The sequence below is a fragment of the Desulfarculaceae bacterium genome (assembly GCA_020444545.1).
Lineage (GTDB): Bacteria > Desulfobacterota > Desulfarculia > Desulfarculales > Desulfarculaceae > Desulfoferula.
Map to the genome: position 1 here is coordinate 350577 of JAHLKT010000002.1, position 26310 is coordinate 376886.

The following is a 26310-nucleotide window of genomic DNA, read 5'->3' on the forward strand; positions in this document are numbered from 1 at the left end:
AGCCTCTCCCTGGCATCCCGCCGGGCCAAGCCTCATAATTGTTACATGTGAGAATTAACTTCTTAGGAGAAGACCCATGAGGCGAATCAGCTTGTTGGTGGCCCTGGCCGCTCTGTTGGCCCTGTCCGCGCCCGCCCTGGCGGCCGCGCCCGCCTGGCAGTTCGACCCGCCCCACTGCCAGATCATCTTTCAGATAAAACACGTCTTCGCCCCGGTGATGGGCCAGTTCATGAAGTTCGGCGGCAAGGTTAACTTCAGCCCCGATGACCTGGCCACGAGCAAGGTGGAGCTGACCATCGACGCGGCCAGCCTGGACACCGGGGTGGACGCCCGCGACAACCACCTGCGCACCGCCGATTTCTTCGACACCAAGCGCTACCCCCACATCACCTTCCGGAGCACCAGCTTCCAGGCCAAAGGCAAGAACCGGTTCGTGGTCAAGGGCAAGCTGACCATGAAGGACGTGACCAAGCCGGTGGAGCTGGTGTTCAACTATCTGGGCAGCAAGCCCAACCCCATGAACAAGGGCCAGATGGTGGCAGGCTTCACCTCCGAGTTCTACCTGGACCGCCTGGACTATCACGTGGGCAGCGGCAAGTTCTACGAGCAGGGGGTCGTGGGCAACAAGGTGCTGGTGTACATCCATCTGGAGCTGGTGCGTTAGCAATGAGTCCGCTGGACCCCAGAGGCGCGGCCGGCCTGATCCTGGAGTTGGTCTGGGCCAGCGGCGAGGCGGCCCACAAGGATCTCTTGTACGCCCCGGTGGACCTGTGGGGCGACATCCTGCCCCCCCGCCTGCTGGACGGTCTCAAGGACCTGGGACAGGGCGACAGCCTGGAGCTGGACCTTACCACCGCCGAATCGGTGCCTGCCCGCAGCGAGGCCCTGGTGCGCGCCGCGCCCTGGAGCGCCTTTGCGAGCGGCCAAATGCGCCCCCGCGCTGGCCGCTTCTATCCCCGCCGCCTGCTCTCGGGCGTGGCCGGGGTGTCGCCGAACAGCCTGGAGCCCTTCCGCTGCCTGGGGCCGGGCGGCGAGGGCTTCTCCCTGGACCTGAACCACCCCCTGGCCGGGCACGGGCTCAAGCTGGTGGTGGCCGTGGAGCGCGAGACCCTGCCCGAGTCCGAGCTGAGCGGGCGCGGGGTGGACTGGCTGAGCCGCCTTTGCGCCGGGCCGGGTATGCAGGCCCGGGCCGACGGCAAACCCACCGACTTCCTGGACGGCGAGGCCTTGGAGCGGGGCGACGAGTCCCCGGACTCTGAGTTCTATGAAAAGCCCCGCCTGGTGGGGCACGTGGATTCGCGGGCCAGCGAGCACATCGCCGAGTTCTACGGCGGGCTGCTGCCGCCCGGAGGCCGGGTGCTGGATTTGATGAGCGCCTACCAGAGCCATTTGCCCCTGGGGGCGAACGTCGGCGAGGTGGTGGGCCTGGGCCTGAACCTGGAGGAGATGGCGGCCAACCCGGCCCTGGACGGCCGGGTGATCCACGACCTCAACGCCGAGCCGCGCCTGCCCTTTGATGACGCCAGCTTCGACGCCATAATCTGCACCGCCAGCGTGGAGTATCTCACCCGGCCCCGCGAGGTCTTCGCGGACCTGGCCCGGGTGCTGGCCCCGGGCGGAGTCCTGGCCATGACCTTCAGCAATCGTTTCTTTCCGCCCAAGGCGGTGCGCCTGTGGACCGAGCTGCACGATTTCGAAAAGCTGGGCCTGGTCCTGGACTACTTCCTGGAGAGCGGGCGATTCACACAGCTGGGCACCCTGAGCGCCCGGGGCTGGCCCCGGCCGGAGGATGACCGGCACTATGGTGAGTATCCCGCATCGGACCCGGTTTACGGGGTGTGGGGGCGCCGGTCCTGAGCCGGGACGGCTTGACCGTTATTCGAACGGCAAGTAACCTGATTAACAATATTTGAGTGGTCTTACCCCTCATGGGGCCGCCCCCGGCGAATGCAGGCGGCCTCTGGGCAAAAGGGAAGGGTGTCCGTTGGAAAAGCACCATAAATTTTCAATCTGGTACGTGCTCTTGGGCATCTGGTTCGTACTCATCCTCAACAATGTCATCTCCAGCCAGATCGGGCCCAAGCAGATCCCTTACAGCGAGTTCATCAATCAGGTGCGCTCCGACAAGGTCCAGGAGATCGCCATCGGCAAGGACACCATCACCGGAAAGATGCTTGACGATCAGGGCAAGGCGATCAGCTTCACCACGGTGCGGGTCAACCCGGACCTGGCCAAGGAGCTGCAAGGCCACAAGATCGAGTTCCGCGGAGAGGTGGAGTCAACCTTCCTGCGTAGCCTCTTCTCCTGGATGGTGCCGGTCTTACTGTTCCTGGGCATCTGGTACTTCATGATGAAGCGCATGGGTCCGGGCCAGGGGGTGATGAGCTTCGCGGGCAACAAGGCCAAGGTCTATGCCGAGGAGGACATCCCCACCCGCTTCGTTGATGTGGCCGGGGTGGACGAGGCCAAGGGGGAGCTGGAGGAGGTGGTGCAGTTTTTGCGCACCCCGGATAAATTCACCCGTTTGGGGGGGCGCATGCCCAAGGGCGTGCTGTTGGTGGGCCCTCCGGGCACCGGCAAGACGCTCCTGTCGCGCGCGGTGGCCGGCGAGGCCGCGGTGCCCTTCTTCAGCATCAGCGGCAGCGAGTTCGTGGAGCTGTTCGTGGGCATGGGCGCGGCCCGGGTGCGCGACCTGTTCAAGCAGGCGCGGGAAAAGGCCCCCTGCATCGTGTTCATCGACGAGCTGGACGCCCTGGGCAAGGCTCGGGGCATGAGCGGCGCCATGGGCGGCCACGACGAGCGCGAGCAGACCTTGCAGCAGCTGTTGGTGGAGATGGACGGCTTCGACCCCCGGGTGGGGGTGATCATCATGGCCGCTACCAACCGCCCCGAGATATTGGACCCGGCTCTCTTGCGGGCCGGGCGTTTCGACCGCCAGGTGCTGGTGGACAAGCCGGACCTGAACGGCCGTATCGCCATCCTGGAGGTGCACGCCAAGCGCATCACCCTGGCCGACGACGTGAATCTGAAGGTGTTGGCCCAGCGCACCCCGGGCCTTTCGGGCGCGGACCTTGAGAACATCCTAAACGAGGGGGCGCTCTTGGCCGCCCGGGCCGACCGCGACGAGGTGATCATGGCCGACCTGGAGGAGGCGGTGGACCGCATCGTGGGCGGCCTGGAAAAGAAGAACCGGGTGATCAACCCCGAAGAGAAGAAGCGGGTGGCTTTCCACGAGACCGGGCACGCCCTGGTGGCCTCCTTCACCCCCAAGGCCGACAAGGTGCACAAGATATCCATCATCCCCCGGGGCATCGCCGCCCTGGGCTACACCGAGCAGCGCCCCACCGAAGACCGTTACCTCATGAGCCAGAGCGAGCTGGAGAGCAAGGTGGACGTGATGCTGGGCGGCCGGGTGGCCGAACGCATCATCTTCGGGGAGGGGAGCACCGGCGCGGCCAACGACCTGCAACGGGCCACGGACCTGGTGCGGGCCATGCTCACCCAATACGGCATGGGCACCACCCTGGGGCCGGTGACCTACTCCCGGCGGGGCCAGCCGGTGTTCATCCCCAGCGACTCGGCCTACGCCCCGCCCCCCTCGGAGTATTCCGAGGCCACCGCCGCCTCCCTGGACAAGGAGCTGCGCGAGTTCATGGAGGAGCGCGAGCAGCAGGTGGAGAACCTGCTTACCAAGCACCGCGACCTGCTGGAAAAGGTGGCCCAGAAGCTGTTGGATGTGGAGGTTTTGGACGAGACCCAATTCCGCGAGCTCATCGGCCAGGTGGAGGGCGAAGAGGCCAAGCAGCAGGTGGCCGAGCTGGACGCCGAGAAGCCCGACCGGCCTGGCGACGAAAAGAGCACCCTGGGCAGCCATCCGGCCCCGGACGCGTAATCACCGAGCAACGAGGAGCTACACAGCATGGAAGCGAATCAGGCCCTGGATTACGAGGACATCGTAATCGAGCAGTTCCCCTACCGGGGCAAGATGTACGAGGTCAAGGGCATCAGCGTGCGCTGGCTGTCCAAGTGCGGCGACGACGGCCACGGCAACCCCGAGTACGGCCTTAGGCTGTTCACCGCCCAACCCGGCGGCGAGATACCCATCCACAACCACTTCTATCACCAGACCATGTACATCACCGAGGGCGAGTTCGAGTGCTACGCCTATGACCCGGAGAGCGATGAGCTGACCGAGACCAAGCTGTGCGGCCCCGGATCGAGCATCTACATCCCCTCCCTGGAGCCTCACGGCATGAAGAACGTCAGTGACGGGCAGGGCCGCTTCCTGTGCTGCATCGCCAATGTCTACGAGGACAAAGAGGCGGTCCTTTAGACGGCCTCTTCTCACACCGCAAAAAACCGGGTCCGGCGCGTTGCCGGGCCCGGTCTCTTTTTTGATGGCCTGGTGCGGCGCTGGCCGCGCCGGAGAGCTACTTGTCCAGAATCTTCTCTTTCTGGTCCTCGTACTGCTCTTTGGTGATGGCCCCGGACTTGTAAGCCTTTTGCAGGTCGATTAGCTGCTGGCCCTCGGACACGGTGGTGGTCTGGGTTTTTACGTCCGCGCCGCCGCAGCCGCTCAGGCCGACCAGGCCCAGAGAGAACAGCAGCGACAAGCCGATGAGCAGGGAGATGGTTTTGCGCATGGTTGGATCACCCTTCTGGCGTTGGAGTGCATGATCAATACGGGCACGAATATATGCAAACATGCTAACCCGGTGCGTGAAACGGGTCAATCCTTCCCGGCTGGCAAAGTGCCCGGGGACGAGAGGCGGCGAATAGCCTATTCGCCGCGAGGAGTGAGCTTCTCCAGAAGCAGGTAGCAGCCATGTCCCAGGGGTTCCAGGTCGTGGTGCACCACCTCCCAGGCCAGGGCCAGGGCGGCGGCTTCGTCTTGGTGCGCCAACTCTTCGCGCAGGGCGATTATCTTGCGCCAGGGCACCCTGGGAGCGCTGGAGCGCAGCTTGTCCGGTAGGCGGCTCGCGGCCTCGCTTATGGCCTGCAAATCGCTGATCGCGACCTCCTGGGCCTGGGGAGCGTTTTGGAAATCCTTAAAGTCCATTCCCGCGAGGTAATCACGGATGCGCGCCATGGACTCCAAGATGGCGTCCAGATACGGGCGGTAATCTTCTGGCATATTGGTCTCCTTGTATATCCCCGGCCCAGGCGGCGGGAGCGCTATGCATCTTGGCAAACCACCCCGCGCCCGGCCGGCTACAGTTCCAGAACCTTGAGCAGGTTGGTGGTGCCGGGCACGCCCACCGGCGCGCCGCCGGTTACGATGATGTGCTCGCCCTTCTGGGCCAGGCCCGAAGCCAAGACCCACTCCCTGGCGCGCTCGCCCATCTGCTCGATGTCCGCGAAGGGCTCCACCAGGGCCGGGATGATGCCCCAGGAGATGGCCAGCTGGCGGCAGGTGCCCGCGTCCGGGGTCAGGCCGATCACCGGAGCCCCGGGCCGAAGGCGGGCGATGAGCCGGGCGGTGGAGCCGCTGGTGGTGGAGGCCACGATGGCCGCGGGCCGAAGGTCCTGGGCCAGCCAGCCGGCGGCGCGGCTGAGCGCGGCGGCCACGGCCGGGAGCAGGGGGCTGAGCCCCTCCTTGAGCGCGGCCTGGCTGTCCACCGAGCCCTCGCTGGCCCGGCAGATGCGGTCCATCATGGCCACCGACTCCACCGGGAACTCGCCCATGGCCGTTTCGTCGGAGAGCATCACCGCGTCGGTGCCGTCCAAGACCGCGTTGGCCACGTCGGCGGCCTCGGCCCGGGTGGGGCGCGGGTTCTCCATCATGGAGCGCAGCATCTGGGTGGCGGTCACCACCACCTTGCCTGCCTTGCGCGCCTCGGCGATGATGCGTTTCTGGATCAGGGGCACCTGCTCCAGGGGCATCTCCACCCCCAGGTCGCCCCGGGCCACCATGACCCCGTCCACCGCGGCCATGATCTGAGGCAGGCGCTCCACGGCCTGGGGCTTTTCGATCTTGGCCACCAACAGGGGCGGGTCGTCGGCGTGGTTCAGGCGCTCGCGCACCGGGCCCAGGTCGTCCTCGTGGCGCACGAAGGACAGGGCCACCAGGTCCACCCCGGCCTCCAGGCCGGCCTCCAGGTCGCGCTGGTCCTTGGGGGTGAAGGAGCTGACCCGAAGGTGGCTGGTGGGCAGGTTGACCCCTTTCCGGGAGCTGACCGTGCCGCCCACCTTGACCTGGCAGCGCACCCGGTCCGCCTCCACGGCCAGCACCTTGAGCTCCACCATGCCGTCGGCCAACAGGATGGGCTGGCCCTCTTTCACGTCCTCCAGCAGGTGCTCGTAGGCCACGGGAAGGATGTCGCCCTCCGCCTCGGAGCCCGGGGCCAGGATCACCTCGTCTCCGGCGTCCAGATCGCGGGGTTCGGGTAGGGTGCCCAGGCGGATCTTGGGGCCGGCCAGGTCTTGCAGGATGGCGATCTGGCGACCCTCTTGGGCCGAGAGGGCGCGCAGGCGGCCGACCATCTCGCGGTGGCTGGCGTGGTCGCCGTGGGAGTAGTTGAGCCGGGCCACGTCCAGCCCGGCGTTGATCATGCGGCGGAGCGTGGCCTCGTCGGCGCTGGCCGGGCCGATGGTGGCCACTATCTTGGTCTTGCGAGCAGGCTTCATTCGTACCCTCCAGGGTTTGCCAAGCATCGTCCTACACAGGTAAGCTTAGGCTGAAAAGCCGCTTTTTAAAGGCCTGTAAGAGGAATGTCATGGAATCTAAACCGGTCAGTGACACCAGCGTGGTCATGGCCATGCTCATGGAGCCCGCCGACGCCAACGTGGCGGGCAATGTGCATGGCGGCGTGATCATGAAGAACATCGACAACACCGCCGCGGTGGTGGCCCTGCGCCATGCGGGCTGCAACGTGGTCACCGCCAGCATCGACCGCCTGGACTTCCATAACCCAGTGTACGTGGGCGAGGTGCTGTTTTTAAAGGCCACCCTCAACCGCACCGGCACTTCCTCCATGGAGGTGGGGGTGCGGGTGGAGGCCGAGAACCCCAGCAAGGGCGTGGTGCGCCACGTGGCCAGCGCCTACCTCACCTTCGTGGCCCTGGACGCCGACGGCCACCCCACCGGAGTGCCGGAGGTGGTGCCCGAGACGGCCATGCAGCGCCAGCGCCACGCCGAGGCCACCGAGCGCCAGAAGACTCGCCTGGCCGAGAAGCAGCGCGAAAAAGAGGGGCGTAAGAAGGCCGGCCTGTGAAGCTTCTTATGTTCTATAGTCCCAGCTTCTGGCACCGCACCTTTGCCAAGGTCTTGCCCGACGCGCCGGAGATGGAGCAGGACCAGGAGGCCATCAACGCAGTGGTGGTGTTCTACCAGGCCGAGGCCGAGGACCAGGGCCGCGAGTCCAAGGTTCTCAATAAGATGCTCAAGAACATTAAATGGCTGGCCGGCAAGTTCGACAGCAAGCGGGTGGTTCTGCACTCCTTCGGCCACCTCTCGGCCTCCAAGGCCCCGCCCTCGCTGGCCCGGGAGCTGGCCGGCCAGGCGGCCGAGCGCCTGGCCAACAGCGGTTACGAGGTGAGCCAGACCGCCTTCGGATACCTCAACGAATGGAAGATGCACGTGGCCGGCGAGTCGCTGGCCAAGGTGTTCAAGGAGATATGATGCCCCCCAGCCGCGAGGACGTTCTGCGTGAGGGCCTGGCTCTGGCCGCCGTGGCCCAGGGCCGCTTGGCCATGTTTGCCCAGAAAGCCCGGGTGGAGGGCAAGCCCGAGGCGGAGGCCCTGTTCGAGGCCCTGGCCGCCTCTGCCGGGGTGCAGGCCCGCCGCTTCACCATGTTGCTCAGGGGCAAGGTTCACGACACCGAGGCCAACCTGGCCGAGGCGGCCGAGGAGCTGCTGCCCGGCCTGGTGCAGGGCTACGCCGCCTTGGTGGCCGGGGCCGACGGCGCGGGCGAGGCCTTGGCGGGCAGCGCCCTGGACCAAACCGCCCAGGCGGTGGCCCGCCAGGCCGAGCTGGTCCGCGCCCTCAGTGATGGCGAGGGCGGGCCTTACCTGGTGTGCCCGGTTTGCGGCTGGCTGGCCCAAGGCGAGGCGCCGGAAAACTGCCCGGTGTGCGGCTGCATCGCGTCCAAGTTCTCGGCCATGGACCCGGCGGAGTAGCGGGGCTTTTTTTAGAGCAAGCCGGAAAAGACAAGAGGGTTGGGAAGGGAAGAGGCTAGGGGATTATCCAGATGCCCTAGTTGTCCGGCCGCGCCCAAACCATGCCCACCATGCCCGCCCCGATCCTGCTAGGTTCCGAGAAAGCCTGATACACGGCACTTGTGGCCGGCCTGTCTTCCCGCCCGCCAGATGGACCGCATTGATACTACCCAAGTCAACGCCCCAAACAGCCCACCGCATCTTTCCTTACCTGGTTCTTTGCCTTGCGCGAATTAAGCGGGCTCTTGCGCCATCGCCACCGCCCTTTTGGCCTCGGCCTTGGCGTTGAAGCGCTCCGCGTCGATGATAAAACGCTGGTGCTTCCCCTCTGAGATAAGCTCCACGCCGTCGTGCCCCCTGAGCGCGAACTCCAGGCGCTTGCCTTCCCGCTTGGTCAGTTCACCTTCGATGGTCACGGTGAGGCCCGGCGGGGTGGCGGCCACGTGGCTCAGATGCACCCCTATGCCCACGCTCTGCTCGCGGGGCCAGTCCAGGTGCGGGTTGATGGCCCGAATGCAGGCCCACTCGAACAGGCCCACCATGTAGCCGGTGGCCAGCACCCGGGGCATCTGGCCGAACTCCGGTGACTCGGGCAGCAAACCGGGCACGCAGCGGCTTTCGGGGACTTCGTAACTAAAGGTGAACTTCAAGCTGGGTTGCAGGGTGTCGCGCATGGCGCTCTCCTTGCTCGGGTTTTACAACCTTGACTCTAGGCCGGGCGGCAATATAAGAAAAATGAATAAAACTAATCATGCAAATAAGGAAAGCTAATGGAGGCGCAGCAGCTCGCGGCCTTTCGGCACCTGGCCCGCACTGGCAGCTTCTCCGGCGCGGCCCGGGCCACCTATCGCACCCAGCCGGCGGTGAGCCAGCAGATAAAGGCCCTGGAAGATGAGCTGGGGTGTCTATTGGTGGAACGGGCGGGCCGCCGCTACGCGGGCCTGACCCCGGCGGGGGAGCGCCTCTTGGCTTTTTGCCAAAACGCGGCCCAGCAGGAACAGGCCCTGCGCGAGGACCTTGCCGCCCTGGCCGGGCGGGAGCTGGGACGGGTGCGCCTGGCCGCGCCCCTGACCACCCTGATGCAGCTGATCCCACCGGTGCTCAAGGACTACGCCGCGCGCTATCCCGAGGTGGAGTTGAGCCTGTGGGACCGGCCCCAGGCCGAGGCGCGGGCTCTGCTCCTGGCCGGGGAGGCGGACCTGGGTCTGGGGCTGTTGTCGGCGGCCAGTGCCGGGCTGGAGGCGCGGGCCTGGCACCAGGTGCGGCCCATGCTCATGGCCCCCAAGGACCACCCCCTGGCCCGGCGGCGGGGGAAGCTGGCCCCCGGCGACCTGGCTCCGTACCGCCTGATCCTGCCGCCAACCGGGGCGGCCCCGGCTCACCGCAAGGCATTGGACGAGTTGATCGGGCCTTGCCGGGTTTTGTTGGAGTCGGCCAACGTGGAGCTGAGCGCGGCGCTGGTGGAGCAGGGCCTGGGCCTGGCTTTCGCATCCGTGGCCCAGCCAAGGGCCACGGCGCGCTGGCCTCGCCTCAAGTTCCTATCCCTGGAGCACCTGCTGCCCTCGGAGCGCTTGGCCCTGTTCTGGAAGAAGGGCCGCAAGCTGCCCGCCTATCAGCAGGCCTTGGCGGATATGCTGCTGGCCGGTTAGGACGCGGGCGGGGCGGGCAGCTCCACCTGGCACATGGCGCCGCCCTCGGGGCCCGGGCCCAGGCTCAGGGTGCCCAGGTTGCGCCGCGCGGCCAGGGCGGCGATGGGCAGTCCCAGGCCGGTGCCCATGGGCTTGGATGAATGGAAGGGGCTGAGCATCTGCTCCATCTCTTCCTGGCTGGGGGCGCGGCCGGTGTTGTGGATGGCGATCTCCACGAACCCTGGCGTGCGCCCGGCCCGGCTGGAGATGCGCACCCGGGGGTCGTCTTGGTCCACGGCCTCGGCCGCGTTCTCCAGCAGATAGCGCAGCAAAAGCCCCAGCTCCCCGCAGTCGCCCATGACCTCCTCGTGGGCCGGGTCCAGGGCCAGGCTCAGCTCCACACCCTCCAGCAAGCCCCGCGCGGCCACCCATTCCCGCGCTTGTTCCACCAGACCGGCCAGCTCGCAGCGCTGGGCCGAGGGCTCCTGTTGGAACAGGCCGGTGTACACCGCGATGTCGCCCACCATGCGCTCCAGGCGCTGGTTCTCCTTGAGCACCATTTCATAGGAGCGGCTGGCCGGGCTGTCTGGGTCGGTCTGCTTTTGCAGGCGGCGGATGTTGCCCCCGATCACGGTGATGGGGTTGCGCACCTGATGGGCGATGCCCTCGATCATGGAACGGTCGCAGCGCGAGGTCATGGTGATGAAGGAGTCCGTGGCCACCAGCACGCAGAAGTCCAGCATGCGGTCGATCACCGTGGCCACCGGCTCCTGCTGGGCCAGGGGCACCGCCTGCTGGATCACCCCGTGGCAATACTCCCGCGCCACGGCATAGCCCATGTTCACGAAGCGCTGATCCAGGCTGAGCTGCACGTGGCGCACTCCGCTGTTCCATAGGTAGGTGAGGAAGCCCTGGCCGAAGTCGGCCTCGAACAGGGAGCGGAACCACTGGGCCAGGATCTTTTCGAGTTGGGCCAGGTTGTTGTTCTGCTCCAGGATCAGGCGGGTGCGCTCGATCTCCAGGAAGTAGGCGCAGAAATGGCGGCCGAAATCTTCGCCGTGCGCCTGGAAAGCCTTGGCATGCGGGGCCAGCAGCGCCAAGTTCTCCGCGTCTAGGCCCAACTGCTCCATGAAAAATTGCAAACGGTCAAAGGGAATGGGTTCGTTCATGAGCGGGAGTTCCTCGCAAGGGGAAGGCCATGCCCGGGCCGCTCCGGGTTGGCGAAAACATAAGCACCCCTCAAAGATGGCGCAAGGCGGGGCTGCAATTTGTTCCGGGCCCGCCGCATGCCTTACAATTTAAACATAGCACGACAACAATACTCTCAGCCGGAGCGCGGGAAAGATGGAAGACAAACGCAACCTTCATCTGAAGGTCCAGGAACTGAGCGACTGCTTTGCCACCACCGATTACTTGGGGGAGATGTCCAAGCTGGTCTCGGACCAGGACAGCGACGAGGCGGCCCTCAAGTGGCTGGCCCTGGCCGCCCTGCACGCCGTCAACGCCGGGGCCAAGAAGATTAGCCTGATGCAGCACGACGACGGCACGGTGACCGTGCAGGCCAAGTACCGCTCCAGCGGCCTGCCTTCCCCGGGCGGCGAGATCGGGGCCAAGGTGCTGGCCGCGGTGCGCGAGATCGTCCACGCCGAGGGCGACAAGGCCAAGGCGCTTCTGGCCCTTGGCATCCGCAACGACAGTCTCGATGTGAAAGTGAAGCTTGAAAAGGAAAAGGGCGGCGAGCTCCTTACCCTCAAGTTCCCGGAGTAGGGCCATGCGCGTCCTGACCGCTTGCTTGCTGGCTTTGGCCGTGGCCTTGGCCTTGGGCGGGGCCGCCTCGGCCAAGCCGCCGGCCCAGGCCCTGGTGCTGGAGACGGGCCAGGTGTTCAAGGTATCCCTGGCCGCCAACCACACCACCGGCTATCAGTGGGTGCTGGCCGCCTTGCCTCCGGCCAAGGTGATCAAGCTGGTGAGCAAGGATTACGTGCCTTCCGGGGCCAAGAGCCCGGACGGCAAGCCCCTGGCCGGAGCGGGCGGGCGCGAGGTTTGGGTGTTCCAGGCCATGGGGCCGGGCAATGCCCTGATCAGCCTGCACTACGTGCGGCCCTGGGAAAAGGATAAGCCCCCGGCCAAGAGCCGCTCCCTGGAGGTGCAAGTGCGATGAGCGTTTTGACTCGACTGGGTATGCCCCGCTTTTCCGCGGGCGGCATCCCCAGCACCAGCGACGCGGACTGGCGGCTCACGGTGGACGGCCTGGCCGGTGGCCCGCGCGAATTTGGCCTGGCCGATCTGAAGGCCCTTCCCCAGAGCGAGGTCAACGCCCGGCTCACCTCGGTGTCCGGCTTCAGCGTGCGGGCCCTGTGGCAGGGCGTGCTGTGGCGCGACTTTCTGGCCGGGCTGGAGCCGAAAGACGGCAGCAACCACGCCACCTTTGCCAGCAGCGGCGGAGGCTACACCACCACGGTGAGCCTGGCCGACCTGGACCACCCCCGGGTAATGCTGGTCACCGCCGTGGAGGGTGAGCCCCTGGAGCGCGATTACGGCGGGCCCTTGCGCATGTTCATCCCCCAGCTCTGGGGCTACAAGAGCGCCAAGTGGCTCACCGGCATCACCTTCGGCGACCGGATGCTGGGCGGCTATTGGGAGGACCGGGGCTATCCCCGCGAGGCGGAGATCCAGCCCGGCACCACCCTGGATATCAACACGCGACAGAGGCGGGCGATCCAGGGCGGCGAGGTCACGGAGTTTTAAAAGGCCGGCGCATCCAGAGGCCCGTATGCTGCGTTGCCGGCTGCGCTCCAGCCTCGACGTAGCTAAAGGCTACGCCTCCGGCTAAAGCTTGCCGGACGCCTTGCCTACGAACCTCTGGCCGCGCCGGGCGCAGTCTGTCATACGAAGAAAAACAAGCGCGGCTCGGGAGCGATCCCGGGCCGCTTTTTTGTGGGCGGTGAACATTTGGAAAGCAGGAAGAGGGTAGGGAAGGGAAAGATGACGGCGAGTAGGTTGCTTTCCTGTGTTCATAGAAAACGGTTTGTCAATGCGAGCGCAGCGAAGCAATCTCTGCTTGGAGCAGGCGGTGCGGGGTTGGTTGAGAAGTTGTACTTAGCACGCGTCGCCCGCGCAGGGCGGGAGCGAGGGCCTTTTGCATTACCCGCCTGGGGGCCGTCGCGCTTCGCGATGACTGCCTATTACTGGATTGGGGGCCATCGAAAGGTCGGGCAATCGCGGGGCGGCGCAAAAGAAGAGGGCGGGGGCAAGCCCCGCCCTCGGGCGTTCGGTTTGGCGGCCCGGAGGCCGCGATCGGAAGCCTAGCCCTGGGCGGTGTAGCGGTTGGGGTCGGCGAAAACGTCGATGACCAGGCTGTCCTCGAAGACGTTGGCCGCGTGCTCCACCCCGTCGCCGATGAAGTAGGAGTCGCCGGGTTGGTAGGTCTTGGTCTCGCCGCCGATGGTCAGCTCGACTTTGCCCGAGACCACGATGCCCCACTGGGCGCCGTGGCTGTGCGGGGGCACCGAGGCTTCGGCGGGCAGCTCGAAGAACACCACCTGTCCGGTGGGCGCGGCCATGAGGTGGGCGGTCATCCCGGCCATGGGTAGGTCGGCCTTGGGCAGGGATTTGATGAACTCGGGGTACGGCGCGAAACTGCTCATGATTGGGCCCTCCGTATTTCTCGCTGCTTTTCCTTGTAATTGTAGTGAACCACGCATTGCTCGCGGAATTTGCAGTAGATGTCCGGGTCCGAGCAATGGGGGTCGGTTTCCAGGCACTCGGCGCAATAGCCGTGGCTATACTTTTGGCACAGGGCGACCGAGGGTCGGTCGGGATGGTTGCGGCAGTATTCTCCAGCCATGAGGTTCCTCGCGCAGGTGGTTGAATAGTCAGATGTTTAACACGGACCTTCCCCCCCGGCAAGACCCCCCCGGCCTTGACCTGGTACCGAGCTTGGAACATAATGCCGCCAGTAGCGGCCACTTGAAACCAAACCACCCGGCCGAGCGCGAGGAGGAGGCGATTTGCAACGTGTACTGGTGACCGGCGGAGCCGGCTTTATCGGTTCCCACCTGATAGACGCGCTGATGGAGCGCGGCTACGAGGTGCTGTGCCTGGACAACTTCTTCACCGGCAGCAAAAGCAACATCGCCCACCACCTGGGCAACCCCAATTTCGAGCTGGTGCGCCACGACGTGGTGGAGCCGATTTTTCTGGAAGTGGACCAGGTCTACAACCTGGCCTGCCCCGCTTCGCCGGTGCACTACCAGTACAACCCGGTCAAGACCGTGAAGACCAACGTGCTGGGGGCCCTGAACATGCTGGGCCTGGCCAAGCGGGTGGGCGCGCGCATCCTGCAAGCCTCCACCAGCGAGGTCTACGGCGACCCGGAGGTGCACCCCCAGCAGGAGAGCTATTGGGGTAACGTGAATCCCATCGGCCTGCGCTCCTGCTACGACGAGGGCAAGCGCCTGGCCGAGACCTTGATGATGGACTATCACCGCTCCAACAAGGTGGACGTGCGCATCGTGCGCATCTTCAACACCTACGGCCCGCGCATGGCGGTGAACGACGGCCGGGTGGTGAGCAACTTCGCGGTGCAGGCCCTGCGTGGCGAGCCCATCACGGTCTACGGCGAGGGCAGCCAGACCCGCTCCTTCTGCTATGTGGACGACCTGGTGGCCGGCATGATCGCCATGATGGAGGGCGAGGACTTCATCGGGCCGGTGAACCTGGGCAACCCCGACGAGTTCACCATGCTGGAGCTGGCCCAGGAGGTGCTGCGCCTCACCGGTTCCACCAGCGCCATAGAGCATTTGCCCCTGCCCCCCGACGACCCCACCCAGCGCAAGCCGGACATCTCCCTGGCCCGCGCGCACCTGGGCTGGAGCCCCGCGGTCAAGCTGGCCGAGGGCCTGGTGCCCACCATCGACTATTTCCGTTCGGTCCTGGCCGAGGGCTAGGCCGTCTTGGGGCGGCGATATCCCAGCCTGCCCGTGGTAGGGGTGGGCGGCGTGGTGCTCTGTGGCGAAGAGGTGCTGGTGGTCCAGCGGGGGGCCGAGCCCTCCAAGGGCCTGTGGTCCATCCCCGGCGGCGCGGTGGAGGTGGGCGAGAGCCTGGCCGAGGCCTGCGCCCGGGAGGTGGCCGAGGAGACCGGCCTGGCGGTGAGCGTGGGGCCCATGGTGGAGATCATCGAGCGCATCCTGCGCGACCCCGAGGGCCGAGTGGAGTATCACTACGTTTTGATTGATTTTGTCTGCTCCAGCCCCCGGCTGGAGCCCCGGGCGGGAGACGACGCGGCGGATGCCCGCTGGGCCACCCTGGAGAGCCTGGAGGGGCTGGGCCTGACCCCGGACACCCGGCGAGTGATCCTGAAGGCGGCCCGGATGGCCAACAGCGGGTAAATTCTCCCCGATTTCCTCGGGATGTTTTGTTGACAGCCCCCCGGCTTAGCTGCTATTTTGCTCCAGTCCTCGGCGGACTTTTGTTTTGGCGGGATTTGTGCCTAAAAGGACAATGACCCGCCGGGGGCGCCAGGAGGGTTGTTGATTACCAATCAGTTGGGCCACCGGGGGCGACAAGCGCCCGCGGCCGGGCCGTAGGCTTGTTTGAGGCTATAGCAAATAGCAGAGGCAAGGTTCTATGTCATCGCACCAGCAAGGAAAGAAACAACGGTCGCGAGCGGACTGGATCCTTCTCTTCGTGGGGTTGGTGGTAGGCTCCGCCTTCGGGTTCTGGCTTACTCCCACCATCCTCTACGCCGAGAAGGCGCAGCCGTTGCAGTTCAACCACAAGCTGCACCTGGAGCAGGTCAGTGACAGCTGCAAGTCCTGTCACACCCTGCGTGAGGACGGCTCTTTCAGCGGCATTCCCAGCATTCAGTCGTGCATGGAGTGTCACGAGGCAGACTCGCCCATGGGCGACGGCGCCAACGAGGCCGCCTTCCTGAAATACCTGAAGGCCAACCAACCGATTCCTTGGCTGGTCTACTCCCGTCAGCCAGATTGCGTGTTCTTCTCGCACGCGGCCCACACGGCCAACGCCGGCTTCGAGTGCGCTCGCTGCCACGGCGACCACGGCCAGACGACCAAGTTGAGGCCCTACGAGTACAACCGCATCACGGGCTACAGCCGGGACATCTGGGGCAAGGGGCCAATCGGTTTGAGCGGACCGCCCCACCGGATGAAGATGGATGACTGCGCCAAGTGCCACAGCGAAAACGGCGTGAACCGCGCCTGCTTCGTCTGTCACAAATAGGCGCTGGCCAAGGAGATACCCCTATGCAATGGGATAGACGAGCGTTTATCAAGCTGGCCGTGGGCGGGGTCTTGGGCATTCATGCCAGCCCCCTGGTCTGGAAGCTCATGGACGACTCCACCATCTGGACCCAGAACTGGTCCTGGGTGCCGGTGCCCGAAGACGGCGCGGTGGCTTTTGCCAACACGGTGAGCCCCCAGACCGGCAACGCGGTGCAGACCCGCCTGGTGCAGGGCCGCGTGGACGGCACCCGGGCCATCCGGGTGGAAGGCAACCCGGCCCATCCCCTGGGCAAGGGCGGCGTGGTCCCCGAGGACGCCTCGGCCCTCCAGCTGCTCTACAACGACGACATCCGGGTGAAAACCCCGCTGATGCGCGACAAGGCCACCGGCAAGGTGGTGCCCCTGAGCTGGCCCGAGGCCCTGGACCTGCTGGCCGGCAACCTGGCCGATCTGGTCAAGAAGGGCAACGCGCAGGGCATCATGGCCCTGGGCCACGACCCGGACAGCACCACCGGCCAGCTCCTGCTTTCGCTGATGGCCTCCCTGGGCTCGCCCAACGTGGCCTTCACCCCGGACGCGCGGGAGACCCTTGCCCTGGCCGGCCTGGTCATGATGGGCCAGACCGAGTTCGGCTTCGACCTGGCCAACTCCGACTACGTGGTCTCCTTCGGGACTCCGCTGCTGGAGGGCTTCGGCAACCCGGTGGCCACCCGCAAGGCCTTCGCCTCCTGGCGGGGCTACCCCAAGAACTCCGGGTTCTTCGCCCAGATCGAGTCCCGGGCCAGCGTGACCGCCAGCCAGGCGGACATGTGGCTGGCCTGCCGCCCCGGCACCGAGGGGGCCCTGGCCATGGCCATGTGCTCCATCATGATCCAGGAGGGGCTCTACGATCAGAACGCCGTGGAAAACTCCTTCGGCTTCAATGACGAGGGCGACTTCCCGGGCTTCAAGTCCTATGTGCTCAAAAACTACCCGCGCGAGCAGGTGGCGGCCATGGCCGGGGTGCCCTTGAGCAAACTGCTCAAGCTGACCCTGGGCTTCGCCAAGGCCAAGAGCGCGGTGGCGGTGTTCGGGCCGGGCAACTCCGGCGGACCGGGCCGCATGTACGACTACATGGCGGTCATGGCCCTGAACGCACTCAAGGGCAACATCGGCAAGCCCGGCGGCGTGATCATCCAGAAGGACATCCCCCTGAAGCCGGTGGGCAACCCCGGCATCGCGGGCAACGTGCAGCCCCTGGTCAGCCCGATCCAGGGCCTGGACCAGAACAACCCCCAAGCCCTGGCCCAAGCGGCCCTGGAGGGCAAGCCCTACGGCATCAACACCCTGCTGTTGGTGGGCGGCAACTTCGTCTACAACGGGCCTTCGGCGGGCACCATGCACAAGCTGGCCCGCCAGACCCCCTTCGTGGTGGCCATCACCCCCTTCCTGGACGAGAGCGCCATGGTGGCCGACCTTGTCCTGCCCTCCACCCACTGGCTGGAAGGCTGGGGCGACAGCGTCACCCCCTACGGCAGCCCGGTCGCCTCCTACGGCATCCACCGGCCGCTGATCAAGGCGGTGCCCGAGGCCAAGGACGCGGGCGACATCTTGCTGGCCGTGGCCGCCCGCCTGGGTGGCAAGCCGGCGGCGGCCATGCCCTACAAGAGCATGCAGGAAGCCTTGGCCGCGCGCACCGAGGCCATGGGAGACTTCGAGGAGCTGGCCGAGCAGAGCTACTGGATTCAGGAGAAGCCGGCCTACGGCGCTCCCAAGTTCAACACCCCCAGCGGCAAGTTCGAGTTCTTCAGTCTGGGCCTGTTCAAACTGCTCTCCGGCCGGGCCAAGCAGCCCGCCGCCCTGGCCCAGCTGGTGGCGTCCATGGGCGTGGCCGGCGGCCTGGAGGCGGCCTTCCTGCCCCACTGGGAGGCTCCGGCCGCCCTGGCCGATTTGGGCACGGGCATGCCTCTGGTGATGCAGGCGGTACCCAGCCTGCGCACCACCTGGGGCGACGACGCCACCACCCCCTACATGGTCAAGGTTCTGCCCGACACCATGCTGGCGGACAAGGACAAGCTGGTGGTGGAGATGAACCCCTCCACGGCCCATGAGCTGCACATCTACGAGGGCGACATGGTCCGGGTGGACTCCACCGAGGGCAGCGTCACCGCCAAGGTGCACCTGTTCGAGGGAGCCGCCCCGGACATGGTCTTCGTCCCGGTGGGCCTGGGCCACGATGCCTTCGGGTTCCAGGTGGCCGGCAAGGGCATGAACTTCAACGGCGCGGCCAAGGTCACCTCCGATCCCATGAGCGGCCTGCCCATCTGGGAGCTGACCGCGGTCAGCGTCGAGAAGGTTTAGGGGTGCAATAGCTATGTGGAACAAAGACAAAATCAGGTTCGGCATGGTCATCGACCTGGACAAGTGCACCGGTTGCGGTGCCTGTTCGGTGGCCTGCATGAGCGAAAACAACATAGGCGTCTTGCACGACGAGACCGATAAGATCCGCTCCATCACCTGGCTGCGGGTCTATCAGATCGACAACGGCAAGTCCTTCCCGGACACCGAGGTGGCCTTCATTCCCCGGCCTTGCATGCACTGCCAGGGCGGCAAGTCCGGCACCCCGGGCCAGGCCTTCTTCCAGGAAGACCCCCTGGTGGACGCCGAGGCGCATCCCCCCTGCGTGAGCGTGTGCCCGGCCACGGCCACCGACTATGACGAAGAGACCGGCATCGTAAGCCAGATCCCCACCCGGTGCATCGGCTGCCGGTACTGCGTCGCGGCCTGTCCGTATCACGCGCGATACTTCAACTGGTACGACGTGCCCTGGCCCAAGGGCACTCCCCGGGCCCTGAGCCCCTTTGTGAGCCCCCGCATGCGCGGCGTGGTCGAGAAGTGCACCTTCTGCTACCAGCGCTACCAGCGGGCCCGCAACAAGGCTCTGGTGGACGGCAGCGAGGTCGGCGAGATGGATTACCAGACCGCCTGCACCGAGGCCTGCCCTTCCGGGGCCATCACCTTCGGCCAGCTGCAGAACCCCGAGCACAAGGTTCATAAGCTGATCTCCAGCGAGCATACCTTCCGCCTGTTGGAGAGTCTGCACACCGATCCCAAGGTCTACTACATGTCCAAGCGGGAGTGGGTGCGCAAGATGGCCGATAACTACGTCACCCGCCATAAGAAGCTGGCCAAGGCTGCCGCTGGCGGCGGCCACTAGGGATAGGCGAGGACAGCTATGAGAAGATGGTTTGACGATCTACCCAAGTACGCGGACGACCAGTCCTGGCACCCCAAGGGGGTCAAGCGCTGCCGTCCCGAGATCTTCCTGTTCTGGCTGGGCTTGCCCCTGACCCTGCTGGGCTACTTCACGGTGGGCGCGGTGCTCTGCCTGGCCCTGGGCCTCAACCAGACCAACATGAACGACTACTTCGCCTTCGGCGTGTGGATCGTGGTTGACCTGGCCGTGATCGCCCTGGGAGCCGGCGCGTTCTTTACCAGCTTTTTGAACTACGTGGTAGGCAAGACCGAGCTGAAGCCCATCGTCAACGCGGCGGTCTTGATCGGCTTCATCTGCTACGTGGGCGCCATTTTGATGCTGGGCATCGACATCGGCCAGCCTATCCGCGGTTGGTTCGGCTTCTGGCACGCCAACGTGCACTCCATGCTCACCGAGGTGATGTTCTGCATCACCACCTACGCCATTGTGCTGACCATCGAGCTTCTGCCCACCGTGTTGGACAACAAGCGCATCAGCCGGGTGCCCGAGTTCGGCACCATGAGCCACAACCTGCACACCATCATGATCGTGTTCGCCGCGGCGGGCACCTTCCTGAGCTTCTTCCACCAGGGCTCCCTGGGCGGCATGTTCGGCGTGCTCTACGCGCGGCCCTTCGCGGCCCGCGGCGGCATCGGCATCTGGCCCTGGACCTTCTTCCTGTTCATCTGGAGCGCCATCGCCGCCGGCCCGAGCTTCACCACCATGATCGTGATGCTCACCGAGAAGATCAGCGGCCGCAAGCTGACCACCCACAAGGTGAAGATGCTCATGGGCAAGATCAGCGGCTCCCTGCTGGTCTCCTACATGGTGGTCAAGAGCGCGGACACCGCCTGGTGGGCCTGGGTCAAGCTGCCCTCCATGGGCCTGACCATGGACGACATGTACCACAACCCCTACGGCTACTGGCTCATGTGGTTCGAGCTGGGCCTGTTCGGCTGGCTGCCCGCCCTCATGCTCCTGCAGAAAAAGGTGCGCGAGAGCTACGGCCTGCTGTTCCTGGCCATGCTCATGACCTGCACCGGGGTGGCCCTGAACCGCTTCATCTTCACCATCCAGTCGCTGGCCCTGCCGGTGTTGCCCTTCGAGAAGTTCTACGCCTACCTGCCTTCCTGGCAGGAGTGGGGCATCGCCTCGCTGGTGTTGGGCTTCGGGCTGCTGGTTTACATGCTGGCCTACCGCTACCTGCCGGTCTTCCCGCAGGAGCCGGAACTGAACGACGACTAAGGAGGCCTAGACCATGTTTCCTTTTGCCTACGAATGGGTGTGGGACATCGGCCACATTATCTTCTTCGGCCTGTTCTACGGAATCATCTCGGTGGTCATGGGCACCCTTACCCTGACCATACTGAAGACCATGTTGGACCTCTGGGCCGGGCATATTCACACCCCGGACCACTAACCGTCGCGCGGCGGGGCCCACGGGCCCGACAAACACGAACCAACGGCGGGGCCCTTTGCGGCCCCGCCTCGTTTTGGACACCATGAGCAGAGCGCAATTCCCCCAGCCGCCCCAAGGGCTCAAGGCGGTGGTCTTCGACCTGGACGGGGTCATCTTCGACTCCCTGCCGGCCAACATCGCCTTTTACAACCACATCCTGGAATACCTGGGCCGCGAGCCGGTGGCCGAGCGCTTCGCCCAGATCATCCACCGCGAGGCCATGGACGGCTCCATGCGGGCCCTTTTGGGCGCGGACTACGAAAAAGAGATCGAGCGGGCCCACGCCTATTGGCGCACCATGGACAGCCGCCCCTTTTTCAAGCTGCTCCAGCTCTACCCCCACGCCCGCGAGGTGATCGAGCATCTGCACACCCGCTGCCGGGTGGCGGTGGCCACCAACCGCACGGCCACGGCCCACGACGCCTTGGCCCACTTCGGCCTGCTGGAGCTTTTCGACTCGGTGGCCACGCCCCTTACCTCGGGCGCGGCCAAGCCCGACCCGGCCATGATGTTCCAGGTGCTGGAGGATCTGGGCCTCGGAGTGGAGCAGGTGGTTTACGTGGGCGACAGCACCACCGACGAGGGGCTGTGCCGGGCCTGTGGGGCGCGCCTGGTGTCCTTCGGCAATCCCGAGCTGGAGGCCTGGGCCCACATCGACGACCTGGGCCTCTTGCCCCGGCTTCTGGGCCTGGATTAGGCGCGCCTAAAGGGGGCTTGCCCCGGCGGTGCCCAAGGGATATGCTTTCCCGCTAGTTATCCGCTTTCGCAACCACTGGGAGCCTCTAGTGTTTATCCGCCGCCGCTCGGAAAAGAAGAAAAAGTCGGTATTCCGGGATTACCTCGAGGCCCTGCTCTGGGCCGTGGTCCTGGCCCTGATCATCCGCACCTGGGGGGTGCAGGCCTTCAAGATCCCCTCCGGCTCCATGAAGCCCACCCTGTTGATCGGTGACCACCTGCTGGTGAGCAAGTCCTCTTACGGGCTCAAGCTGCCCTTCAGCGACGTGGTGGTTATCCCCATCGGCAACCCGGAGCGCGGCGACATCGTGGTGTTCCGCTTCCCCGAGGACAAGGACAAGGACTTCATCAAGCGTATCATCGGCCTGCCCGGCGAGAGCATCGAGGTGCGCAACAAGGCGGTGTACATCAACGGCAAGAAGCTGGACGAGCACTGGGGCCACTTCACCGACAAGGTGGTGCTGCCCTCGGGCGTGCAGCCTCGGGACAACTACGGCCCGGTTACCGTGCCCAAGGATCATTACTTTGTGATGGGCGACAACCGCGACCAGTCCTATGACTCGCGCTTCTGGTTCGGCGGGCGCGGCGGCTTCGTGCCTCGGGAGGACATCCTGGGCAAGGCCTTTATCATCTATTGGTCGTGGACCGATCAGGGGTTCGGGGTCAGGTGGAACCGAATCGGAAAAATTCTTCACTGAGCCTAGCGAAGGTTTGAGAAATATTCGGGTCCGCCCAAACAGGGCGGGCCCGTTTTTATTTGGGTTGGGAATAGGGGGAGGGTGGAAAGGCTCGATTGGGTCCCGGTTTCGCGGCGAGGCTTGAAGATTGGTTTTGAATGAAGATGGCGGGCGTGCGGTAGATGTGGCCGCGCATAACGCGGGGCGTAGCGCAGTCGGGAGGCGGCTTTTGGGGGCTTCGCGGCGGCGGACCATGCCGGGAGCACCAGTAGGGCGCGCCTCGTTTTTTTACCTTCCCAACCTCTTTTCCTTTTCTCTCAACCCACCCGCCCCACACCGCGCGGCGGCCCGGCGTGCTCGCCGTGCACCACCGCCGCGATGACTTCGCTCTCCGCAAGCTCCGGCAAGGGCACGAAGGCCAGGGGCCCGGCCGCGCCCGGAGCCAGCACGCCGAAGCGTCCCGCCTGGCCCAGGGCCTTGGCCCCGCCCAGGGTGGCCATGGCCAGGATGGCCTCGGGCGCTAGGTTGGGCTTGGCCGAGGCCAGCAGGGCCATTTCTGCCCACAGGGACAGGCTGGGGCACGAGGCCAGGGAGTCGGTTCCCAGGGCCAGGTTGACCCCCGCGGCCAGAAGCTCCTCCACCGGTGCGATGGCTCCGGTGAGGCCCAGGTTGGAGCGGGGGCACACGCACAGGCTGGCCCCGGCCTCGGCGATGCGCTCGCCCTCGTTGGGGGTGAGCTGGACACCATGCACCAAGAGGGTGTTGGCGTCCAGGGCCTTGGCTGCCTCCACCTGGCCCAGGGGCGTATCCGCCGCCAGGTTCAGGGCCTCGCGCCGAAGGCCGCGCTCCAACAAGAATTCCTCCAAGCGCGCGCCCTCCGGGCCGCTGCCCGCCAGGAACTCCACCTCGGCCAGGGACTCGGCCAGATGCATGCAAAAAGGCAGCGCCCCGGCCCGCGCCTTGAGCGCGGCCAAACGAGCGGTGGGCACGGAGTAGGGGGCATGAGCCGCCACCGCCGCTTCGCTGAGCAGCGGACCGCGCCACACGGCCTCGGGTTCGGGGGGCTCGGCCTTGGCCGCGCCCAGGGCCTCGTAGAAGCTCACCGCGCTCACCCCGGCCGAGGCCAGGGCAGGGGCCGCCTTGCCGGTGTTGGTGATGTCCCCCACCAGGGCCGTGCCGTCTGCCGCCAGCCCGGCCACCGCCGAGGCAGTGGCTTCCGCGCCGTTGATGCGCAGGGTGTCGGGCCGCTGCAAGACCATCTGCTCCAGCCAGCCCACGAAGTCGCCAGTCGGCGGGACCAGCCCGGCCAGGCCCGACAGCTCCAGATGAGTGTGGGCATTGACCAGGCCGGGCAGGAGCAGGCCCTCGCCCAGGTCAGTAATGGCCGCGCCGCGCGGGGGGCGGGCCTCCAGGCTGGTGATGAAGCCGTCTTGCAGGGTGACCGCCGCGCCCGGCACCAGGCGGCCGGGGCCGGTCCACACCCAGCGGGCGGTGAAGGTATGGGGGGCGCTAGGCATGAGTGCAGTTATAGCGGGCTGAGCAAGGGATGGCAAAGGAGTTTGAAGCAGCAAAGCAGAGAGGTTGGGAAAAAGTAGGGTAGGGCGATGTGGCGTCAGGCCGCTAGTGGGCCGCTACTATAGCTACCGGCCTTAGCCGCCACAGAGATTGCTTCGCTGCGCTCGCAACGACAAGGTGGTTTTTATTCGGGTGAGGATTGCTGGTAGCCGAAGCCAGCCCTTTTTTACCAGCCTTCTTTTCCTCTGGCCCAGCTCTACACCGGGTTGTAGAACACGTCGCGCTGCTGGGCACGGTAGCCCATCTCTTCGGCCAGGCGCACCAGCTCCTCGCGGGGCAAGCGGAAGCTGACCCCCGCGGCGGCCACCACGTTCTCCTCGATCATGGTGGTGCCCAGGTCGTCGGCCCCAAAGGCCAGGGCGGTCTGGGCGATGGCCGCGCCCTGGGTGACCCACGAGGCTTGCAAATGCGGGAAGTTGTCCAGGTAGAGGCGGCTCACCGCCAACATGCGCAGATAGTCCACTGCAGTGGCCGGTGACACGTGGCTCAGCGCGGTGTGGGGCGGCTGGAAGGTCCAGGGGATGAAGGCGGTGAAAGCCCCCTTGCCCTTGCCCAAGCTTTCGTCCTGCAAGGCGCGCACCCGCTCCAGATGCTCGATGCGCTCGGCCGGGGTCTCCACGCTGCCGAACATCATGGTGGCCGTGGTGCTCATGCCCTGGGCGTGGGCATCGGCCATGACTCCCAGCCAGGCGTCGGTGTTGCACTTGCCCGGCGCGATGAGCCCGCGCACCCGGTCCACCAGGATCTCGGCCCCGCCGCCGGGGATGGAGCCCAGGCCCGCTTCGCGCAGGCGCTCCAGGGCCTCGGGGATGCTCAGGCCGTCCAGGGCGGCCATGTGCACCACCTCGGGCGGGCTCAGGCCGTGGATGTGGATGGGGTGGTGCTGTTTGATGAAGCGGAAGCTGTCGCAGGTGGCGGCCACGCCGATTTGGGGATGCAGGCCGCCTTGGATCAGGATGTGGGTGCCGCCCAGGGCCAGGGTCTCGTCTATCTTTTGGCCCAGCTCCTCGCGGGTCAGCACGTAGCCTTCCGCGTCGCCCGGCGGGCGGTAGAAGGCGCAGAAGCGGCAGCCCGAGGTGCACACGTTGGTAGTGTTGATGTTGCGGTCCACCGCGTAGGTGACCACCGGCTCGGGGTTGGCCCGCAGACGCGCGGCGTGGGCCAAGCGGCCCAGGGCGAGGAACTCGGCCTCCTCCAGCAGGGTCAGGGCCTGCTCCGGGCTAAGGCGCCGGCCGGCCTCGGCGGTCCGCAGGGCATCGTTGAGCGCGGCGGGCATCAGGCAGTCTCCAGGCTGTTGTAGAAGCAGTCGCGCCGGGTCGGGGCGAAGCCCGCCGCCTCGATCATGTGGCGAAGCTCGTCCTCGGTGAGGCCCTTGGCCGTGGTGGCCGCCGCCGCGTGGGTGATGCGCTCCTCCACGATGGTGCCGTCCAGGTCGTCGGCCCCGAAATTAAGGGCCACCTGGGCCAGCTTGGGTCCCAGCATGACCCAGTAGGCCTTGATGTGGGGGAAGTTGTCCAGCATGAGGCGGGCGGTGGCGATCATGCGCAGGTCGTCCAGGCCGCTGGTGCGCCGAACCGTGTCCAGGCCGGTGTTCTCCGGGTGGAAGGCCAGGGGGATGAAGGCGTTGAACCCGCCGCTGAGGTCCTGTTGCTCGCGCAAGGCCAGCAGGTGCTCCACCCGCTCCTCGGCGGTTTCGATGTGGCCGTAGAGCATGGTGGCGTTGGTGGGCAGGCCGCGCTCATGGGCCAGGCCGGAGATGGCCAGCCACTGGCTGCCCGGCAGCTTGCGGGCGCAGAGCTTCTGGCGCACCCGGGGGCTGAACACCTCGGCCCCGCCGCCGGGCATGGCCGCCAGGCCCGCCTCGATGAGCCGGTCCAGCACCTGGCCCGGGGTGAGGCCGGACTGCTCGGCGAAGTGGGCGATCTCAACCGGGGTGAAGCCCTTGATGGCGGCGCGGGGCCGGGCGCGCTTCATGGCGCGCAGCAGGTCCAGGTAGTAGTCCAGGCCCAGGCTGGGGTGGCAGGAGCCCACCACGTGCAGCTCGGCCAGGTCCAGGCCCGGGTGCTCGGCGGCCATGGCGGCGGCGTCCTCCGGGCTGAGCAGATAGGCCCCTTCCTGGTCGTCGTCGCGCCAGAAGGCGCAGAAGGAGCACTTGTTCACGCACACGTTGGAGTAGTTGATGTGCCGGTTGATGACGTAATAGGCCTTGCGCCCGTTCTTGGCCAAACGGGCGGGATGGGCCAGGGCGCCCAGGCCCACCAGGTCTTGGCTGTTGAGCAGGGTGACGCCGTCGTCGAAGCCGAGGCGCTCGCCGGCGGCCAGTTTGGCGGCCAGGGGTTTGAGGGCCTCGTCGCTGATAAGACCGAGGTCCGGCTCCAGGGGCGGCAGGGGCTGGGCCAGGGGCGTGGCTTTGGTGTCGTGAGCGTGGCTGACGCTGGGAGGCATGGCTTCCTCTGATGCCTGGGGCCAATGACCACCTGGTCATGACCGGGTGCAAAAAACAGGCGCGAACCGGGTCGGCCCCGTATGACCACCTGGTCATTCGTGGGGGCGCAAAAAACCCGGCACGGGCCGGGCCGCATGGGGGGATTGTAATACT

General features: G+C 66.1%; 30 protein-coding genes. 20 read left to right on the forward strand and 10 right to left on the reverse strand.

Annotated features, from left to right (window positions below):
* Nucleotides 1-76 precede the first annotated feature (76 nt).
* From KQH53_06040 to KQH53_06055, 4 genes are all read left to right on the forward strand, one after another.
* The gene (locus KQH53_06040; protein ID MCB2226221.1) at nucleotides 77-664 is read left to right on the forward strand and encodes a YceI family protein; all 588 of its coding nucleotides are present in this window, start codon (nucleotides 77-79) and stop codon (nucleotides 662-664) included.
* A gap of 2 nt (nucleotides 665-666) precedes the next feature.
* The gene (locus KQH53_06045) at nucleotides 667-1857 is read left to right on the forward strand and encodes a class I SAM-dependent methyltransferase (protein ID MCB2226222.1); all 1191 of its coding nucleotides are present in this window, start codon (nucleotides 667-669) and stop codon (nucleotides 1855-1857) included.
* A 127-nt stretch (nucleotides 1858-1984) separates the two neighbouring features.
* Nucleotides 1985-3892: an ATP-dependent zinc metalloprotease FtsH gene (gene ftsH, locus KQH53_06050; protein MCB2226223.1), complete on the forward strand. Its 1908-nt coding sequence runs from the start codon at nucleotides 1985-1987 to the stop codon at nucleotides 3890-3892.
* A gap of 27 nt (nucleotides 3893-3919) precedes the next feature.
* Nucleotides 3920-4333, forward strand: a complete 414-nt coding sequence (locus KQH53_06055) for a cupin domain-containing protein (protein MCB2226224.1) — start codon at nucleotides 3920-3922, stop codon at nucleotides 4331-4333.
* A gap of 97 nt (nucleotides 4334-4430) precedes the next feature.
* Here the strand turns inward: KQH53_06055 and KQH53_06060 are convergent, their stop codons facing one another.
* The 3 genes from KQH53_06060 to pyk all read right to left on the reverse strand — a co-directional run bounded on the left by KQH53_06060 (nucleotide 4431) and on the right by pyk (nucleotide 6627).
* Entirely contained in the window at nucleotides 4431-4643 is a 213-nt protein-coding gene (locus tag KQH53_06060; GenBank protein ID MCB2226225.1) for a gas vesicle protein GvpG, read from the reverse strand.
* Nucleotides 4644-4780: 137 nt separating this feature from the next.
* Entirely contained in the window at nucleotides 4781-5134 is a 354-nt protein-coding gene (locus KQH53_06065) for a DUF86 domain-containing protein (GenBank protein ID MCB2226226.1), read from the reverse strand.
* A 77-nt stretch (nucleotides 5135-5211) separates the two neighbouring features.
* The gene (pyk, locus tag KQH53_06070) at nucleotides 5212-6627 is read right to left on the reverse strand and encodes a pyruvate kinase (GenBank protein MCB2226227.1); all 1416 of its coding nucleotides are present in this window, start codon (nucleotides 6625-6627) and stop codon (nucleotides 5212-5214) included.
* Between the two features lie 89 nt (nucleotides 6628-6716).
* Between pyk and KQH53_06075 the strand changes: the two genes are divergently transcribed.
* The 3 genes from KQH53_06075 to KQH53_06085 are packed head-to-tail and all read left to right on the forward strand — an operon-like array spanning nucleotide 6717 to nucleotide 8118.
* On the forward strand, nucleotides 6717-7214 hold the full coding sequence (locus KQH53_06075; protein ID MCB2226228.1) for an acyl-CoA thioesterase: 498 nt from the start codon (nucleotides 6717-6719) through the stop codon (nucleotides 7212-7214).
* Nucleotides 7211-7621 (forward strand): threonyl-tRNA synthetase editing domain-containing protein, encoded by a 411-nt coding sequence (locus KQH53_06080; protein ID MCB2226229.1) that lies wholly within the window; start codon nucleotides 7211-7213, stop codon nucleotides 7619-7621. The genes KQH53_06075 and KQH53_06080 overlap by 4 nt, the downstream gene beginning before the upstream one ends.
* Entirely contained in the window at nucleotides 7621-8118 is a 498-nt protein-coding gene (locus tag KQH53_06085; protein ID MCB2226230.1) for a hypothetical protein, read from the forward strand. The genes KQH53_06080 and KQH53_06085 overlap by 1 nt, the downstream gene beginning before the upstream one ends.
* A 272-nt stretch (nucleotides 8119-8390) precedes the next feature.
* Here the strand turns inward: KQH53_06085 and KQH53_06090 are convergent, their stop codons facing one another.
* Nucleotides 8391-8831 carry a thioesterase family protein gene (locus KQH53_06090; GenBank protein ID MCB2226231.1) on the reverse strand — a complete coding sequence of 147 codons (441 nt, stop codon included), beginning with the start codon at nucleotides 8829-8831 and terminating at the stop codon, nucleotides 8391-8393.
* Nucleotides 8832-8927: 96 nt separating this feature from the next.
* On the opposite strand from KQH53_06090, the gene KQH53_06095 reads away from it, so the two are divergent.
* A complete protein-coding gene (locus KQH53_06095; protein MCB2226232.1) occupies nucleotides 8928-9806 on the forward strand; it encodes a LysR family transcriptional regulator in 879 nt (292 codons plus the stop codon).
* Here the strand turns inward: KQH53_06095 and KQH53_06100 are convergent.
* On the reverse strand, nucleotides 9803-10954 hold the full coding sequence (locus tag KQH53_06100; protein MCB2226233.1) for a hypothetical protein: 1152 nt from the start codon (nucleotides 10952-10954) through the stop codon (nucleotides 9803-9805). The two genes, KQH53_06095 and KQH53_06100, sit on opposite strands and share 4 nt — an antisense overlap.
* Before the next feature lie 175 nt (nucleotides 10955-11129).
* Here KQH53_06100 and KQH53_06105 point away from each other — a divergent pair, with 175 nt between their 5' ends.
* The 3 genes from KQH53_06105 to KQH53_06115 are packed head-to-tail and all read left to right on the forward strand — an operon-like array spanning nucleotide 11130 to nucleotide 12533.
* On the forward strand, nucleotides 11130-11552 hold the full coding sequence (locus KQH53_06105) for a hypothetical protein (GenBank protein ID MCB2226234.1): 423 nt from the start codon (nucleotides 11130-11132) through the stop codon (nucleotides 11550-11552).
* 4 nt (nucleotides 11553-11556) lie between these two features.
* Nucleotides 11557-11946, forward strand: coding sequence for a protease inhibitor I42 family protein (locus tag KQH53_06110; protein ID MCB2226235.1), 390 nt, complete (start codon nucleotides 11557-11559; stop codon nucleotides 11944-11946).
* Nucleotides 11943-12533 (forward strand): molybdopterin-dependent oxidoreductase, encoded by a 591-nt coding sequence (locus tag KQH53_06115; GenBank protein MCB2226236.1) that lies wholly within the window; start codon nucleotides 11943-11945, stop codon nucleotides 12531-12533. Before KQH53_06110 ends, KQH53_06115 begins: the two co-directional genes overlap by 4 nt.
* Before the next feature lie 557 nt (nucleotides 12534-13090).
* Here the strand turns inward: KQH53_06115 and KQH53_06120 are convergent.
* Together KQH53_06120 and KQH53_06125 are read right to left on the reverse strand one after the other, a co-directional pair.
* Nucleotides 13091-13432, reverse strand: a complete 342-nt coding sequence (locus tag KQH53_06120) for a cupin domain-containing protein (GenBank protein ID MCB2226237.1) — start codon at nucleotides 13430-13432, stop codon at nucleotides 13091-13093.
* Complete coding sequence (locus KQH53_06125; GenBank protein ID MCB2226238.1) at nucleotides 13429-13632, reverse strand: hypothetical protein; 204 nt, start codon at nucleotides 13630-13632, stop codon at nucleotides 13429-13431. Before KQH53_06125 ends, KQH53_06120 begins: the two co-directional genes overlap by 4 nt.
* A 163-nt stretch (nucleotides 13633-13795) precedes the next feature.
* On the opposite strand from KQH53_06125, the gene KQH53_06130 reads away from it, so the two are divergent.
* The 9 genes from KQH53_06130 to lepB all read left to right on the forward strand — a co-directional run bounded on the left by KQH53_06130 (nucleotide 13796) and on the right by lepB (nucleotide 22157).
* Nucleotides 13796-14734, forward strand: coding sequence for an SDR family oxidoreductase (locus KQH53_06130; GenBank protein ID MCB2226239.1), 939 nt, complete (start codon nucleotides 13796-13798; stop codon nucleotides 14732-14734).
* A gap of 6 nt (nucleotides 14735-14740) precedes the next feature.
* Entirely contained in the window at nucleotides 14741-15175 is a 435-nt protein-coding gene (locus KQH53_06135; protein MCB2226240.1) for an NUDIX hydrolase, read from the forward strand.
* Nucleotides 15176-15413: 238 nt separating this feature from the next.
* A complete protein-coding gene (locus KQH53_06140; GenBank protein MCB2226241.1) occupies nucleotides 15414-16028 on the forward strand; it encodes a cytochrome c family protein in 615 nt (204 codons plus the stop codon).
* A 23-nt stretch (nucleotides 16029-16051) separates the two neighbouring features.
* Nucleotides 16052-18370: a molybdopterin-dependent oxidoreductase gene (locus KQH53_06145; GenBank protein MCB2226242.1), complete on the forward strand. Its 2319-nt coding sequence runs from the start codon at nucleotides 16052-16054 to the stop codon at nucleotides 18368-18370.
* A gap of 13 nt (nucleotides 18371-18383) precedes the next feature.
* Nucleotides 18384-19226 (forward strand): 4Fe-4S dicluster domain-containing protein, encoded by an 843-nt coding sequence (locus tag KQH53_06150; GenBank protein MCB2226243.1) that lies wholly within the window; start codon nucleotides 18384-18386, stop codon nucleotides 19224-19226.
* Between the two features lie 18 nt (nucleotides 19227-19244).
* Nucleotides 19245-20510 carry a molybdopterin oxidoreductase gene (locus KQH53_06155; GenBank protein ID MCB2226244.1) on the forward strand — a complete coding sequence of 422 codons (1266 nt, stop codon included), beginning with the start codon at nucleotides 19245-19247 and terminating at the stop codon, nucleotides 20508-20510.
* 13 nt (nucleotides 20511-20523) lie between these two features.
* Nucleotides 20524-20685, forward strand: a complete 162-nt coding sequence (locus KQH53_06160) for a hypothetical protein (GenBank protein ID MCB2226245.1) — start codon at nucleotides 20524-20526, stop codon at nucleotides 20683-20685.
* Between the two features lie 82 nt (nucleotides 20686-20767).
* The gene (locus KQH53_06165) at nucleotides 20768-21421 is read left to right on the forward strand and encodes an HAD-IA family hydrolase (protein MCB2226246.1); all 654 of its coding nucleotides are present in this window, start codon (nucleotides 20768-20770) and stop codon (nucleotides 21419-21421) included.
* A gap of 88 nt (nucleotides 21422-21509) precedes the next feature.
* Nucleotides 21510-22157 carry a signal peptidase I gene (gene lepB / locus KQH53_06170; GenBank protein ID MCB2226247.1) on the forward strand — a complete coding sequence of 216 codons (648 nt, stop codon included), beginning with the start codon at nucleotides 21510-21512 and terminating at the stop codon, nucleotides 22155-22157.
* A gap of 296 nt (nucleotides 22158-22453) precedes the next feature.
* On the opposite strand, the gene KQH53_06175 is transcribed toward lepB, so the two are convergent.
* The 3 genes from KQH53_06175 to mqnE form a co-directional block, all read right to left on the reverse strand.
* The gene (locus KQH53_06175) at nucleotides 22454-23653 is read right to left on the reverse strand and encodes an amidohydrolase family protein (protein ID MCB2226248.1); all 1200 of its coding nucleotides are present in this window, start codon (nucleotides 23651-23653) and stop codon (nucleotides 22454-22456) included.
* A gap of 254 nt (nucleotides 23654-23907) precedes the next feature.
* Entirely contained in the window at nucleotides 23908-24987 is a 1080-nt protein-coding gene (mqnC, locus tag KQH53_06180; protein MCB2226249.1) for a dehypoxanthine futalosine cyclase, read from the reverse strand.
* Nucleotides 24987-26156, reverse strand: a complete 1170-nt coding sequence (gene mqnE, locus KQH53_06185) for an aminofutalosine synthase MqnE (GenBank protein ID MCB2226250.1) — start codon at nucleotides 26154-26156, stop codon at nucleotides 24987-24989. The genes mqnC and mqnE overlap by 1 nt, the downstream gene beginning before the upstream one ends.
* Nucleotides 26157-26310: the final 154 nt, after the last annotated feature.

What these genes read in the sequence shown, in the direction of transcription:
- KQH53_06125 (MCB2226238.1), bottom strand. Translation starts at nt 13,632, where the DNA reads ATGGCTGGAGAATACTGCCGCAACCATCCCGACCGACCCTCGGTCGCC.
- KQH53_06040 (MCB2226221.1), top strand. Translation starts at nt 77, where the DNA reads ATGAGGCGAATCAGCTTGTTGGTGGCCCTGGCCGCTCTGTTGGCCCTG.
- mqnC (MCB2226249.1), bottom strand. Translation starts at nt 24,987, where the DNA reads ATGCCCGCCGCGCTCAACGATGCCCTGCGGACCGCCGAGGCCGGCCGG.
- pyk (MCB2226227.1), bottom strand. Translation starts at nt 6,627, where the DNA reads ATGAAGCCTGCTCGCAAGACCAAGATAGTGGCCACCATCGGCCCGGCC.
- KQH53_06115 (MCB2226236.1), top strand. Translation starts at nt 11,943, where the DNA reads ATGAGCGTTTTGACTCGACTGGGTATGCCCCGCTTTTCCGCGGGCGGC.
- KQH53_06065 (MCB2226226.1), bottom strand. Translation starts at nt 5,134, where the DNA reads ATGCCAGAAGATTACCGCCCGTATCTGGACGCCATCTTGGAGTCCATG.
- KQH53_06165 (MCB2226246.1), top strand. Translation starts at nt 20,768, where the DNA reads ATGAGCAGAGCGCAATTCCCCCAGCCGCCCCAAGGGCTCAAGGCGGTG.
- KQH53_06110 (MCB2226235.1), top strand. Translation starts at nt 11,557, where the DNA reads ATGCGCGTCCTGACCGCTTGCTTGCTGGCTTTGGCCGTGGCCTTGGCC.
- KQH53_06145 (MCB2226242.1), top strand. Translation starts at nt 16,052, where the DNA reads ATGCAATGGGATAGACGAGCGTTTATCAAGCTGGCCGTGGGCGGGGTC.
- mqnE (MCB2226250.1), bottom strand. Translation starts at nt 26,156, where the DNA reads ATGCCTCCCAGCGTCAGCCACGCTCACGACACCAAAGCCACGCCCCTG.
- KQH53_06100 (MCB2226233.1), bottom strand. Translation starts at nt 10,954, where the DNA reads ATGAACGAACCCATTCCCTTTGACCGTTTGCAATTTTTCATGGAGCAG.
- KQH53_06140 (MCB2226241.1), top strand. Translation starts at nt 15,414, where the DNA reads ATGTCATCGCACCAGCAAGGAAAGAAACAACGGTCGCGAGCGGACTGG.
- KQH53_06095 (MCB2226232.1), top strand. Translation starts at nt 8,928, where the DNA reads ATGGAGGCGCAGCAGCTCGCGGCCTTTCGGCACCTGGCCCGCACTGGC.
- KQH53_06150 (MCB2226243.1), top strand. Translation starts at nt 18,384, where the DNA reads ATGTGGAACAAAGACAAAATCAGGTTCGGCATGGTCATCGACCTGGAC.
- KQH53_06055 (MCB2226224.1), top strand. Translation starts at nt 3,920, where the DNA reads ATGGAAGCGAATCAGGCCCTGGATTACGAGGACATCGTAATCGAGCAG.
- KQH53_06075 (MCB2226228.1), top strand. Translation starts at nt 6,717, where the DNA reads ATGGAATCTAAACCGGTCAGTGACACCAGCGTGGTCATGGCCATGCTC.
- KQH53_06105 (MCB2226234.1), top strand. Translation starts at nt 11,130, where the DNA reads ATGGAAGACAAACGCAACCTTCATCTGAAGGTCCAGGAACTGAGCGAC.
- KQH53_06155 (MCB2226244.1), top strand. Translation starts at nt 19,245, where the DNA reads ATGAGAAGATGGTTTGACGATCTACCCAAGTACGCGGACGACCAGTCC.
- KQH53_06120 (MCB2226237.1), bottom strand. Translation starts at nt 13,432, where the DNA reads ATGAGCAGTTTCGCGCCGTACCCCGAGTTCATCAAATCCCTGCCCAAG.
- KQH53_06160 (MCB2226245.1), top strand. Translation starts at nt 20,524, where the DNA reads ATGTTTCCTTTTGCCTACGAATGGGTGTGGGACATCGGCCACATTATC.
- KQH53_06045 (MCB2226222.1), top strand. Translation starts at nt 667, where the DNA reads ATGAGTCCGCTGGACCCCAGAGGCGCGGCCGGCCTGATCCTGGAGTTG.
- KQH53_06175 (MCB2226248.1), bottom strand. Translation starts at nt 23,653, where the DNA reads ATGCCTAGCGCCCCCCATACCTTCACCGCCCGCTGGGTGTGGACCGGC.
- KQH53_06060 (MCB2226225.1), bottom strand. Translation starts at nt 4,643, where the DNA reads ATGCGCAAAACCATCTCCCTGCTCATCGGCTTGTCGCTGCTGTTCTCT.
- KQH53_06090 (MCB2226231.1), bottom strand. Translation starts at nt 8,831, where the DNA reads ATGCGCGACACCCTGCAACCCAGCTTGAAGTTCACCTTTAGTTACGAA.
- KQH53_06085 (MCB2226230.1), top strand. Translation starts at nt 7,621, where the DNA reads ATGCCCCCCAGCCGCGAGGACGTTCTGCGTGAGGGCCTGGCTCTGGCC.